Origin of the sequence: Proteus sp. CD3, from assembly GCF_008808075.1 — a bacterium.
Classification (GTDB): Bacteria; Pseudomonadota; Gammaproteobacteria; order Enterobacterales; family Enterobacteriaceae; genus Proteus; species Proteus appendicitidis.
Genome location: NZ_CP019686.1, coordinates 3,192,088 through 3,204,887 on the forward strand (window position 1 = coordinate 3,192,088; position 12,800 = coordinate 3,204,887).

Below are 12,800 nucleotides of genomic sequence, written 5' to 3' on the forward strand. Positions count from 1 at the left end.
CAAACATACTGTGTTTGCCAGCAAATAATAAGAAGTTTTCAATAAATGAGGTGAGACTTAGTTGTGGTAAATTTTCTTTTCAACATCTTTCATTGAATTTAAGCCACATTTTAAATCTTCTGGTGTTGCTTCAGAAAAACCTTCTGTAAAGGTTGCTGATAAATAAGCATCAACCATCATTTTAGCTTTAAACGGTGTTATTAATAAGCCCCCCATTGCCAGCATATTACAGTTATTAATTACCTTACAAAAACGGGCAGTCGTGATACTTTCACACACGCCACAATAAACATTTTTATGTTTATTCGCACTAATACTCACGCCCATTCCTGTACCACAGAAAACAAAGCCAATATATTCAGGATGTTCAGAAATAATTGAGCCAACTTTATCACCCACATCACAATAGCCAATAGGACCTGATTCTGTGAGATCTTTTATTGTGTAATTTTTTTCTGATAAATAAGATTTAATCGTATTTTTAAGCTCAAATCCTGAAGGATCAGCCCCCATAATAATCGTTTTATTTTCCATATAGCCTCCTAAATTAATTAAGAACCACTGGTAAACATAAACTATTGATGATATTTAGATTTAAAGTAAATCTAAAGGCTATTATTTATATTTAACCTAAATTAATTATAGATTAAAACTCTATTATTTGTGCTTAAGCGTGGGGAATTTACAAAAAAAAAGAAATAAAGAAATGAAAATTAATTCTATAAATAAGGTAATTAACCTATAAAACAAGCTAATTTTATTATGTCATAAATTGAATTGAATTAAATTGAATTGATAAAAAAATAAAAGAGATATATCAAAGTAAATGTCTATATTGAAAGGGTTTCCCTAGTACAACTAAAATATAAAATAAAGATCAATAATATTACAGGATTAATGTTTTTATCTATACTCTTCAATATCTCTTAAAGGAAAGTCAAAATAACTTAAATAAATATTGCTGTGGATTATCTTTACCAAAACAACCTACATGCTTATTCTAAGAAAATGGTTATTTTTTACCAATTCCAATATTGAATATCACATTCTGTTTTGGCATCAAGAATAATAAAGAGGTAAATAAATTAGAAACAAAATAATAACACATAAAATTAAATAATGCAGTAATACAAATCGCTCAATTTTTTAGAAAGAAAACACCTTCTATTAATCAATATTAATAAATTAAAATAAAAAAATACCGCAGATATTTAACATTATCTGCGGTAATTATTTATTGTGCTTAGCGTTTCACTCAGTAAAATAATCTATGCGATTATTTTACACGCGATACGTATTCACCTGAGCGAGTATCAACTTTGATAACTTCACCGATTTGTACAAACAGTGGAACTTTAACAACAGCACCAGTGCTTAATGTTGCTGGTTTACCACCTGTACCTGCGGTGTCACCTTTCAGGCCTGGATCTGTATCAACGATTTCTAATTCAACAAAGTTTGGTGGAACAACAGCGATAGGACGACCATCCCACAGTGTTACAATACACTCAGCTTGGTCGATCAGCCATTTAGCATTTTCGCCAACGGCTTTCTCATCTGCTGCTAATTGTTCGAAAGTTTCGTTGTTCATGAAATGCCAGAACTCACCGTCGTTGTACAGGTAAGTTAAGTTGATATCCATGACATCAGCACCATCTGCTGAATCAGTAGATTTAAATGTTTTTTCCAGTAATTTGTTAGAAATCAGTTTACGCAGACGCACACGAGCAAATGCCTGACCTTTACCTGGTTTAACAAATTCACATTCAGTAATGACGGCAGGCTCGCCATCTAACATGATTTTAAGACCTGAACGAAAATCGTTGGTATTATAAGAAGCCATGAATATCCTCTAACTTTTTTAATTTAAAATGGCATAGCCAAAAAATGGCACACATTGTAACTCATAATCACCCCACCAGAGAAGTCTGGTTAACACAACTCGCGCAGGCAATCAGTGATCCTGTTGAATTACTCCAACTTTTAGCGTTGGAACATCACGCTGATCTCCAACAAGGGGCTAAAGCGCGACGGCTTTTTCCGCTACGGGTTCCCCGTGAATTCGTTGCACGCATGAAAAAAGGCGATCCTAACGATCCATTGCTTTTACAAGTATTAACTGCAAATGCTGAATTTACCATAACACCGGGATTTTCTACGGACCCGTTAGATGAGCAACAAAATGCGGTGCCAGGTTTATTACATAAATATCAGAATCGTGCATTGCTTCTGGTCAAAGGTGGTTGCGCGGTCAATTGCCGCTACTGTTTTCGTCGTCATTTTCCTTACGAAGATAACAAAGGAAACAAAGCGAATTGGCAAAAAGCAATTGAGTATATCAAAAATAACTCAAAACTCGATGAAATCATCTTCTCAGGGGGAGATCCCCTTATGGCAAAAGATGAGGAGCTTGATTGGTTAATTACACAATTAGAGGCTATTCCTCATCTTAAACGCTTGCGTATCCACTCTCGCTTGCCAGTAGTTATTCCTGCACGTATTACTGACACGCTATGCAAACGCCTGCAACAATCACGTTTGCAAAATATTATGGTATTGCACACCAATCACGCTAATGAAATTGATGATGCATTGAGAGAAGCTTGTTCAAAGCTAAAAAATGCCAATGTCACTTTATTAAATCAAGGTGTGTTATTACGTGGTGTTAATGACAGTGCTGAAGTCCTTGCTGATTTAAGTCGCGCACTATTTGATGCTGGCGTTATGCCGTATTACTTACATGTTCTCGATAAAGTGCAAGGTGCTGCTCACTTTATGGTGCCAGACAGTGAAGCAAGAGAAATTATGAAAGCACTAATGAGTTTAGTTTCAGGTTATATGGTGCCTAAACTCACGCGTGAAATTGGTGGTGAGCCGAGTAAGACGTTATTAGATCTTGGGCTACGTCAAGAATGATCCCTGATGCTAACCGACACTATTTACGTTTAGATAATATAATTAACCCAACATAATTACACAAAAGTGACTACACTATAAAGGTAGGTTTGGTGATAATTTTCATAAAAAATCATTTATCTAATTAAGTTATGTTCACTTTCTTTTATTATGAAAAAGCACCTTCTTTGGTGCTTTTTTGTCTTTTAAATCAGTGAACACTTAAATAGTATTGAGGAGACAATATGAACATAATGGTAATCGGTGCTAAAGGTCGAGTTGGGCATAAATTAGTTGGAACATTATTAGCTAATGGACACCATATCATCGGAACTACCAGAAAAATCTCACACTTATCTAAAATCAAAGATTCACATTATCGTGAAATTGAACTCGATATCACAAAACCTTTGTCTTCCATTTCTCATAAATTCCCTGAACATTTAGATGCCATCTATTTTACAACAGGCTCTAGAGGGGAAGATCTATTACAGGTTGATTTACATGGTGCCGTAAAAACCATGCAAATCGCCATGGAGAAAGGTATAAAAAGATATATCATGCTTAGTGCAGTAAATTCTTTATTACCTGATAAATGGACCACATTAGTTGATTATTTTACTGCTAAATATTTTGCAGATCTTTATCTGATCAACCAGACCAACCTCGATTACACAATAATTCAAGCTGGTTATTTAACTGAACACTCAGGAACACATAAGATCTGCACAAAAAAAGAAGAAATACCCGCTGATGGCGAAATATCTATTGATAATGTAGCTTTAACGCTTGCTGAAATTTTAGACAAGAAGAATACCTTTAAAAAATGTATTCCTATATTAGATGGTGACATTGAGATAAAAGAGGCTATTAAGCAGATCTAAATACTCAATAGAGTTGCCTTTAATAATAAAAAACAAACCTGACCCCAAAGAAAAGAAATATTGAGGTCAGGTCTTGGTACCTAAAAAGTAACCACGTATTCAATTACTGACACTTATAAACTTGTCCACTCATTTTGCTATCTAATGGTGCAAAGCTATCAACAAAGCTACTTGCGCCAGTACCAACGTTAAAAATAACGTTACCACCCATTGCAGCTGCTTTATTACGTAGATCGTTAGCAGCGCCTCGCAGTGATTGGCTTTCAGTACGGGAACCTGATAACCAGTTATTTTGAACACCAGTCACTGTTCCTAGTAATTGGCATTCACTGCCTGGTTGCGTATCAGTGATTTGTACCTGTGAGCCAGCAGAGCTTAATGTGTTTGTTGCAGAACAGCCTGCTAGTAACAACGCGGCTGCAGCTCCCAATAACAATTTAATTCGCATGATCCCCTCATTTATTTGAGTGTCCGTTTAGTAATGACAACAATATACCTTGTCATCTCTCTTATGCGCAAAAATAAATCATCATCACTATCTCACATTAACCAATAGCCTTAAGATATTATTTTCGCTTTAAACTTATTTTAACGTACAAATTCGGCTTTGAGATAGACAAAGCAATAATGCCTCTATTCTACACCGCTTTTATGCTTTTAAAATGATCAGACTGATTTTCAACCTACACAGTGCGAGAACGAACACATAATTTGTTCATTTTTTTAACATCTTCAGACAGCAAATCGCTGTCTGAAGATAATATCGACTTAAATTAACTCAAATGATGATTCAACGCTTCTTCTTTTAAATCTAATTCATGGCGCAAACGATGAAAAATATGCTCGCTAATATGACGTGATTTACGTAACTGCTGTAATGTATCACGCTCTATTTTTAACGCACTGCGCGACAACTGACGCTCCATGCTAAACAAGCGTTTCAGATCAAGCGCTCCTTCTTGCACACTGTCTTCACTATCAAGGCGACGACTATAAATTTCTAATAAATGCGAACCGGCTTCATTGCGTAGTGACATCTCATCAAGATCTTCACAAGGCTGGTTCATTAACTCATTAATATGCGCAATCGCCGCTTCGTTTAACGCCAAACGCGTACGAATTTCATCATTTTCATAAGGTAAATCTTCTGATAGCCCTTTAGTTAAAATCGGCAATGCAATTGTGGCTATCAATAATGAACAGAGAATAACGCCCATCGCAATAAAAATGGCGAGATCTCGTGTTGGGAAAGGTGAGCCGTCTGTCATTAATAAAGGCAAGGTTAAGATACCCGCTAGCGTAATCGCCCCTCTGACACCAGCCGTTGCCATAATCGCCATTAAGCGCAGATCATGGCGAGATAAACGTTTATCAGGAGAGCGGAATACTGTCAGTGACATAGAGATCCACACCCATGTAAAACGTAGTACAGCAAGCCCTATTGTAATAACGATGATATAACCTAAAACAGCCCAAGGATTAGTTGCACCCGCTGATTGCGTCACTTCAGGTAAAATCTTCCACATTGCAGGAAGTTGTTCACCTAATAGAATAAAAATCATCCCATTAAGCGCAACTTGAACGGTATCCCAAACTGCTTTACTTTGCATACGAGTGGCAGCTTGCATACGACCGACAATTTTTTCGTAGTGCATTGCAATACCAGCAACAACTGCTGCGAGGATCCCCGATACATGGAAATGCTCTGCCAATAAATACGCAATAAACGGCATCAACAAGCTGATCAAGATTTGGATAGCCGGATCTTCACCAGTACGTTTAACCAAAAACTGATTTAATCGCCCAATCACGCCAGCCACAATCAAACCAATCGCAGCACCACCTAAAGCAACTAATAAAAATTGCCCCGTTGCTGAAGCAATAGAAAAAGAGCCTGTTAATGCCGCTGCGACCGCAAAGCTAAAACAGACTAAGCCTGTAGCGTCATTAAGCAACGACTCGCCTTCTAAAATATGTGTCATACGTGAAGGAAGTGGTGAATTTACAGTCATCGCGGAGACTGAAACAGGATCGGTCGGTGACAAAATCGCCGCTAAGGCAAACGCAATCGCAAGCGAAATAGAAGGAATAAGCCAATGAATAAAAAAGCCCATCCCAATTACGGTGACAACAACTAAACCGATCGCCAATGACATAATCGGTTTAATTTCTTGAAATAACGCCTCTTTAGGAATACGCCAACCATCCAAAAATAGAAGCGGTGGAATAAAGAGAAACAAGAAAAGATGAGGATCAAAAGCCACCTCAAAACCAAAAATCGACAAACAAGCCCCCACAGCTATTTGGATCAACGGCAGAGGAATTTTTTCTGACAGCAATCGTGAGATAAATACACTCACAATCACGGCAAAAAGAAAAATAAGCACAATGGCAACGACAGACATGGTGAGCACCCCCAATTATTTAATATTTTTTAAGCGGTGCAGTAAAAACGATCTGTTGCCTAATTGTAAAGAAATAAGTTGTTTCTAATTATATAAAAAATGAATTATCTGATAATTCTGAAATAAAACAGCATAAAAAGACCCGAGTCTACGAAGTGACCTTAGTCATTAGGGTCACTTCATTATCTGGATCTGGGCTTAAATTGTTATCTACATTTCAAATTTTTTCTCTGATTTCGGATCTTTGCTACCATAGATATCTGTTTGGATAGTAATCAGCAATTCGTGAAGGGTTGATTGTAGAAATATCAGAAAATCTGGCTGATTGATGGTCCTCTCTACTACGGATACGGGTAAAAAGCGTTTCATTTCACCTTCAAATCTGGCACTTTTCACCAGTATAGGCAAAGAGCTAATCCTTTCCTGTAATGCCCCTTCAAATTCATCATTCAGTTTATAATCAGCAATCTTTTTCATGACCAATTCAGCGTCAGGCTTTGCACCTTGCTGATGTAACCATACCAAATCCCACATATCTCGATATCGAATATGACTTGTCGTTGCTGGGAAAGATACCAATTTATCAGCCATAATTTCTGTGAGTTCTTCCACGCGAATAATGAGATCAGAGTATCCACTTGGGAGCTGCTCATAGTTTGAAACAAGTGTTTTTATGCTTTGTGTATACGCTGGGATATTGGCTATTTCTATTTTGATTTTCTGTTTTGGCAAATCATTTTTACCCTGATTAGTCGTCACTGAAATTTGCCATTTATCAACTTTAACATCAGCGTATTCCGGCTCCTTTCTCAGTTCTTTAGGTTCTTTAACAACAACCTCTAATCCATAGCGTTCACCAACATACTTTTCAATGCAGCCTTTAATTTCAAGCATCTGCTCTGAACAAAAGTCACGACCACCAGCAAAATCCAGATCTTCACTAAACCTGTTTGAGTTATAGCAAAGCCTGAGTGATGTACCACCTTGAAATGTAAGATTCTTTAAAAGACCTGCCGAAGATAAAGCAAAAATAATGTCATAGTGAAACAATTCCTTTTCTACGACAGGTCTATTGGAGACATAGCCTTTTTGCATGACAATATCATCAACCAATTTGTTAAAATCAACGAGGTCAGTCATTATAAAGTTCCTCTGGTTGAATGAGGTGTGTGTTTCTACCAACCCGCATCAAGTCTTTAACAGCCGTTTCCTTCGTCGCGATCCTCATCGGCCCTCTTCCTTTTATGGTTGTATTGATGATTTCAAACGGTTTCTTTTTCGTATGAGTAATTTCAATAACTCCCCAAGGGGTTTTAAACTCACCTGAACGCCCCGTTGACATAATGGTTAATCTATCGATGGGAATTTGTGAAATAACACCATACTGAGACAAAGCTGATTCAAGGCTGACATAGTTATAATGGCCTCGTCTAATATTTTCGGCTAAGCGCTCCAAAGGATAAGGTCCTAACGAGCCATGCGAATAGATGTATACACCTTTTGACGCTCGCTTCAACACATTAGCAGAGACCAATCGATCGACTGATTTTTGCAGTGTCTTGTGGGACTCATCAGGGAAGAGTATTTCTAAATCTCTGGTGAGAAAAATATTTCTGCCTTGATTAGCGAATTTTTCAAAAGTATTAACAGCGGTTATTAAATCCATAGTGTTACCTCAACGAAACCACCCCTTATAAGGGGTGGTTTTGTGTACTAAAGGTATGATATGCGAATTATGTTAACAAATAAACCCCAAAAAAGGGGATATTATGTATACCAATAATAAGATATACAGGATCTGATCCAAGCTCCAGAAGCGACAATTCGTGCCCAATATCGGATTTGACGAGAAGATATCAAATATTTTTTTGAAAGTTTTCGAAATGCTTTGCCCACTAAGTATTGATTTACAATAGTGATTTTCAAATCTCAATTATAATTAGACATAAAAAAACCCGAGCCTAAACTCGGGTTTTCTTTGTAAAACAGTAAGCTGATGAATTACATCATGCCGCCCATTCCACCCATGCCGCCCATACCACCAGCGCCACCTAAATCCATTTTATCTTCTTTAGGTGAATCTGTGATCATCGCTTCTGTTGTGATCATCAGACCTGCGATAGATGCCGCAAATTGCAGTGCTGAACGAGTAACTTTAGTTGGATCTAAGATACCCATATCAATCATATCGCCGTAAACATCAGTTGCAGCGTTATAACCGTAGTTACCTTCACCTGCTTTCACATTGTTTACAACAACTGAAGGTTCTTCACCTGCGTTAGCAACGATTTGACGCATTGGAGATTCCATTGCACGTAATGCAACACGGATACCCACTGTTTGTTCTTCGTTATCACCAACCATCTCACGCAGAGCGTTAGCAACACGAACCAGCGCAGTACCACCACCCGCAACAACGCCTTCTTCAACTGCTGCACGAGTTGCATGCAGAGCATCATCAACACGAGCGCGTTTTTCTTTCATTTCAACTTCAGTTGCTGCACCAACTTTAATTACTGCAACACCGCCAGCTAATTTAGCAACGCGTTCTTGCAATTTTTCACGGTCATAATCTGAAGTTGCATCTTCGATTTGTTGACGGATTTGAGATACACGACCGCTGATAGCGTCTTGATCACCTAAACCATCAATAATAGTGGTTGTGTCTTTGTTGATAACAACACGTTTTGCTTGACCTAAGTCTTCTAATGTTGCTTTTTCTAACTCCATGCCGATTTCTTCAGAAATCACAGCGCCGTTAGTTAATGTTGCGATATCTTGCAACATTGCTTTACGACGATCACCAAAGCCAGGAGCTTTAACAGCAGCAACTTTAACGATACCACGCATGTTGTTCACAACTAATGTTGCCAGTGCTTCACCTTCAACATCTTCTGCAATGATAAGCAGAGGTTTGTTAGCTTTAGCAACGCCTTCTAAGACAGGCAGTAATTCACGGATGTTAGAAACTTTTTTATCAACTAACAGAATGAATGGATTTTCTAATTCTGCTGTGCCCGTTTCAGGTTTGTTGATGAAGTAAGGAGACAGATAACCACGGTCAAACTGCATACCTTCAACAACATCTAGCTCATCTTCTAAGCCAGTACCTTCTTCAACGGTGATAACACCTTCTTTACCTACTTTATCCATCGCTTGCGCGATCAGAGTACCAACGGTTTCATCAGAGTTAGCAGAAATTGTACCAACTTGAGCAATCGCCTTAGTATCTGAACATGGAACAGACAGTTTTTTCAGTTCTTCGACAGCTGCAACAACAGCTTTGTCGATACCGCGTTTCAGATCCATAGGGTTCATGCCAGCGGCAACTGCTTTTAAGCCTTCGGCAATGATTGATTGTGCTAATACTGTTGCAGTTGTAGTACCATCACCTGCCGCATCATTGGCTTTAGAAGCAACTTCTTTCACCATCTGTGCGCCCATGTTTTCGAATTTATCTTCGAGTTCAATTTCGCGAGCAACAGATACACCATCTTTAGTAATAACAGGTGCGCCGAAAGATTTATCTAAAACAACGTTACGACCTTTAGGGCCTAAAGTTACTTTAACTGCATCTGCAAGAACATTAACACCACGTAACATTTTATTACGAGCATCTACACCGAATTTGACGTCTTTAGCTGCCATCGTATATTTCCTTTGAATTCGTTCAGTTTAAGAAGATCTTAAAAGAGAAAAATTATTCTTCTACAATTGCTAAAATGTCGCTTTCAGACATGATAAGCACGTCTTCGTTATCAATTTTTTCTGTTTTAACGCCATAACCGTCGTTAAAAATTACGATATCGCCAACTTTAACATCCAGCGGTTTAACGTCGCCGTTTTCCATAATACGGCCTTGACCTACGGCTAAAATTTCGCCACGAGTTGATTTACCCGCCGCAGTGCCAGTCAGTACGATACCGCCTGCTGATTTAGCTTCGACTTCTTTACGTTTAACAATAACACGGTCATGTAATGGACGAATCTTCATTAATAGTGCTCCTATAAAAAAGTCCATATCAGGATTAAGGTTGATACCAGTGCCCAAGATGAACCAGTACCATGACGATACAAGTGGGGGCATCCAGTAAAACTTCAAGGGGAGAAGTATGATTTTTTTTTCAAATTTTCCCCAATTCAGTTGATTATGCTTTGGGCTAATTATTTTTTGTCAGAAAAATGGTCGTTATCCTGATCTTCCGTCTTATTATTCAGTTGGTTACTCGGTGAATCCTCTTTGCGTTGAAACTCACCTTCAAAGGTTGTTCCACTCTGATTAGAAGAAAATCCACTTTGACCATGACCTGCCGAATAAACTTGAATTCGAGAGATCAGTTTTGTCACTAATAGCGCTTGCAATGGCGGTAACAACAACAGCAAGCCCAAGAAATCTGTAAAAAAGCCCGGTATCAACAGTAAAATACCTGCCAGAATTAACGAAACGCTTTTCACCATTTCGGCGGCTGGCACTTCACCCACTGCCAGTTTTTGTTGCATTGAAGCAATATTTTTTACGCCCTGATTTTTTACCAGTGAGACACCAACACAAGAAGTCAGCACCACAAGGAATAGTGTTGTAAGAACGCCAATAGAAGATGCCACATTGACGAAAATAACGGCTTCTATATAGATAAGAAGACAGATAACAATTAATGGGAGCCAACGCACTTGGTTCTCCTTTTTATAAAAAAAGATTCATATTATTAATAGAAAGGAGTGTGAACTACATCTAAGGTGATGGTTTACGAACTCGCTTTTTCTTAGTTTATCTACATAATAATGGGGAGCCTAACACTCCTTTTCAAGGGGCGTTGAAAAGAGAAGTAGAACTGTAAAATCCATGAGATAGATCACAAAAAGAAAATATTTAGAGGTTATTTACTTATAAAGTGATCCAGCTTAAAGGTATTTGTTTACAACCCGAATATGATCGTGTCAGTACTAAGCAAAACGGTAAGTTATATTACATTATTAACCGTTAACGATATATTTTATTAACAAGCGCATAACTAGACAGTTAAAATTTTAATAAGAAGGTTCTCATGTCAAATAAAACTCGTATCGAAGAAGACCTGTTAGGTAAAAGAGAAGTTCCTGCTGATGCTTACTACGGCGTCCACACTTTACGTGCAATTGAAAACTTCTACATCAGTGATCGTACCATCAATGATGTTCCAGAATTCATCCGCGGTATGGTAATGGTGAAAAAAGCTGCTGCATTAGCAAACAAAGAGCTTCACACTATTCCTCGTGAAATCGCTGATACGATTATCAAAGCCTGTGACGTAGTATTAGAAACAGGTAAACACATGGATCAATTCCCAGTTGATGTATTCCAAGGCGGTGCAGGTACTTCATTAAATATGAATACCAATGAAGTTATCGCAAACATCGGTCTGGAATTAATGGGCCACCAAAAAGGTGAATACCAATACCTGAACCCAAATGACCACGTCAATAAGAGCCAATCAACAAACGACGCTTATCCTTGTGGTTTCCGTGTAGCGGTTTATAACTCTATTATCAAATTAACAGAATCTATCGAACTGCTGAAAGCAGGTTTTGATAGAAAAGCAGTTGAATTCAAAGACATCCTGAAAATGGGTCGTACTCAATTACAAGATGCTGTACCAATGACTTTAGGTCAAGAATTCCACGCTTTCTCTGTACTGATGAAAGAAGAAATCAAAAACCTGAAACGCACTGCTGAGTTACTGTTAGAAATGAACTTAGGTGCAACAGCTATCGGTACTGGTCTGAATACAGCGCCTGGTTACCAAGAACTGTCTGTCAAAAAATTAGCAGAAGTAACTGGTTTAGCTTGTGTTCCAGCAGAAGACTTAATTGAAGCAACTTCTGACTGTGGTGCTTATGTCATGGTTCACGGTGCATTAAAACGCTTAGCTGTGAAAATGTCTAAAATCTGTAATGACTTACGTTTACTGTCCTCTGGTCCTCGTGCAGGTCTGAAAGAAATCAATCTTCCAGAACTACAAGCAGGTTCTTCAATCATGCCAGCTAAAGTAAACCCAGTTATTCCAGAAGTTGTTAACCAAGCTTGCTTTAAAGTTATCGGTAATGACACTTGTGTGACTATGGCTGCTGAAGCTGGTCAATTACAATTAAACGTAATGGAACCAGCAATCGGCCAAGCAATGTTCGAATCAATCTCTCTGTTAAGCAACGCTTGCCGTAACTTAGTAGAAAAATGTGTTGATGGTATCACTGCGAATAAAGAAATCTGTGAACACTTCGTATTCAACTCAATCGGTATCGTTACTTATCTGAACCCATTCATCGGTCACCATAACGGTGATATCGTTGGTAAGATTTGTGCTGAAACAGGTAAGAGTGTACGTGAAGTTGTTCTAGAACGCGGTTTACTAACCGAAGAACAACTGGATGATATCTTCTCTGTTGAGAACTTAAAAAACCCGGCTTACAAAGCAAAACGCTTCGATGATTAATAATTATGTTTCATAACATAATCATGTTAAACATAAGAATGAGCTCTTAAAAATGTAAGGCACGGACTCTTTAAGAGACGTGCCTTTTTACTTGATTGTAAAAACAAAAATTTAACTTATCTTTCTCATTTTTTTAATTATCTCAA

The 12,800-nt window shown here is 38.0% G+C and carries 12 protein-coding genes; 3 read left to right on the plus strand and 9 right to left on the minus strand.

The window, feature by feature from the left end:
* Positions 1–57: 57 nt before the first annotated feature.
* Positions 58–534: an RpiB/LacA/LacB family sugar-phosphate isomerase gene (locus BTA34_RS14275; RefSeq protein WP_151436139.1), complete on the minus strand. Its 477-nt coding sequence runs from the start codon at positions 532–534 to the stop codon at positions 58–60.
* Between the two features lie 742 nt (positions 535–1,276).
* Positions 1,277–1,843 (minus strand): elongation factor P, encoded by a 567-nt coding sequence (gene efp, locus BTA34_RS14280; RefSeq protein WP_088494539.1) that lies wholly within the window; start codon positions 1,841–1,843, stop codon positions 1,277–1,279.
* Positions 1,844–1,887: 44 nt separating this feature from the next.
* Between efp and epmB the strand changes: the two genes are divergently transcribed.
* On the plus strand, positions 1,888–2,916 hold the full coding sequence (gene epmB, locus BTA34_RS14285; protein ID WP_151436140.1) for an EF-P beta-lysylation protein EpmB: 1,029 nt from the start codon (positions 1,888–1,890) through the stop codon (positions 2,914–2,916).
* 224 nt (positions 2,917–3,140) lie between these two features.
* Positions 3,141–3,779, plus strand: a complete 639-nt coding sequence (locus BTA34_RS14290) for an NAD(P)H-binding protein (protein ID WP_151436141.1) — start codon at positions 3,141–3,143, stop codon at positions 3,777–3,779.
* A gap of 103 nt (positions 3,780–3,882) precedes the next feature.
* Here BTA34_RS14290 and BTA34_RS14295 read toward each other — a convergent pair whose 3' ends face one another.
* The 7 genes from BTA34_RS14295 to BTA34_RS14325 all read right to left on the minus strand — a co-directional run bounded on the left by BTA34_RS14295 (position 3,883) and on the right by BTA34_RS14325 (position 10,855).
* Positions 3,883–4,227 (minus strand): DUF4156 domain-containing protein, encoded by a 345-nt coding sequence (locus tag BTA34_RS14295; protein WP_151436142.1) that lies wholly within the window; start codon positions 4,225–4,227, stop codon positions 3,883–3,885.
* A 325-nt stretch (positions 4,228–4,552) separates the two neighbouring features.
* A complete protein-coding gene (locus tag BTA34_RS14300) occupies positions 4,553–6,184 on the minus strand; it encodes a Na+/H+ antiporter (RefSeq protein ID WP_151436143.1) in 1,632 nt (543 codons plus the stop codon).
* A 210-nt stretch (positions 6,185–6,394) separates the two neighbouring features.
* Positions 6,395–7,324 (minus strand): nucleotidyl transferase AbiEii/AbiGii toxin family protein, encoded by a 930-nt coding sequence (locus BTA34_RS14305; protein WP_151436144.1) that lies wholly within the window; start codon positions 7,322–7,324, stop codon positions 6,395–6,397.
* Positions 7,317–7,850 (minus strand): type IV toxin-antitoxin system AbiEi family antitoxin, encoded by a 534-nt coding sequence (abiEi, locus tag BTA34_RS14310; RefSeq protein WP_151436145.1) that lies wholly within the window; start codon positions 7,848–7,850, stop codon positions 7,317–7,319. The genes BTA34_RS14305 and abiEi overlap by 8 nt, the downstream gene beginning before the upstream one ends.
* Positions 7,851–8,185: 335 nt before the next feature.
* A complete protein-coding gene (groL, locus tag BTA34_RS14315) occupies positions 8,186–9,832 on the minus strand; it encodes a chaperonin GroEL (RefSeq protein WP_151436146.1) in 1,647 nt (548 codons plus the stop codon).
* A 52-nt stretch (positions 9,833–9,884) separates the two neighbouring features.
* The gene (locus BTA34_RS14320; protein ID WP_036914050.1) at positions 9,885–10,178 is read right to left on the minus strand and encodes a co-chaperone GroES; all 294 of its coding nucleotides are present in this window, start codon (positions 10,176–10,178) and stop codon (positions 9,885–9,887) included.
* 170 nt (positions 10,179–10,348) lie between these two features.
* On the minus strand, positions 10,349–10,855 hold the full coding sequence (locus BTA34_RS14325) for an FxsA family protein (protein ID WP_151436147.1): 507 nt from the start codon (positions 10,853–10,855) through the stop codon (positions 10,349–10,351).
* A 374-nt stretch (positions 10,856–11,229) separates the two neighbouring features.
* Here BTA34_RS14325 and aspA point away from each other — a divergent pair, with 374 nt between their 5' ends.
* The gene (aspA, locus tag BTA34_RS14330; protein WP_109374261.1) at positions 11,230–12,654 is read left to right on the plus strand and encodes an aspartate ammonia-lyase; all 1,425 of its coding nucleotides are present in this window, start codon (positions 11,230–11,232) and stop codon (positions 12,652–12,654) included.
* Positions 12,655–12,800: the final 146 nt, after the last annotated feature.

Bases quoted from the DNA above. Each gene is read 5' to 3' on its own strand.
- BTA34_RS14275 (WP_151436139.1), bottom strand. From the start codon at position 534: ATGGAAAATAAAACGATTATTATGGGGGCTGATCCTTCAGGATTTGAG.
- efp (WP_088494539.1), bottom strand. From the start codon at position 1,843: ATGGCTTCTTATAATACCAACGATTTTCGTTCAGGTCTTAAAATCATG.
- epmB (WP_151436140.1), top strand. From the start codon at position 1,888: ATGGCACACATTGTAACTCATAATCACCCCACCAGAGAAGTCTGGTTA.
- BTA34_RS14290 (WP_151436141.1), top strand. From the start codon at position 3,141: ATGAACATAATGGTAATCGGTGCTAAAGGTCGAGTTGGGCATAAATTA.
- BTA34_RS14295 (WP_151436142.1), bottom strand. From the start codon at position 4,227: ATGCGAATTAAATTGTTATTGGGAGCTGCAGCCGCGTTGTTACTAGCA.
- BTA34_RS14300 (WP_151436143.1), bottom strand. From the start codon at position 6,184: ATGTCTGTCGTTGCCATTGTGCTTATTTTTCTTTTTGCCGTGATTGTG.
- BTA34_RS14305 (WP_151436144.1), bottom strand. From the start codon at position 7,324: ATGACTGACCTCGTTGATTTTAACAAATTGGTTGATGATATTGTCATG.
- abiEi (WP_151436145.1), bottom strand. From the start codon at position 7,850: ATGGATTTAATAACCGCTGTTAATACTTTTGAAAAATTCGCTAATCAA.
- groL (WP_151436146.1), bottom strand. From the start codon at position 9,832: ATGGCAGCTAAAGACGTCAAATTCGGTGTAGATGCTCGTAATAAAATG.
- BTA34_RS14320 (WP_036914050.1), bottom strand. From the start codon at position 10,178: ATGAAGATTCGTCCATTACATGACCGTGTTATTGTTAAACGTAAAGAA.
- aspA (WP_109374261.1), top strand. From the start codon at position 11,230: ATGTCAAATAAAACTCGTATCGAAGAAGACCTGTTAGGTAAAAGAGAA.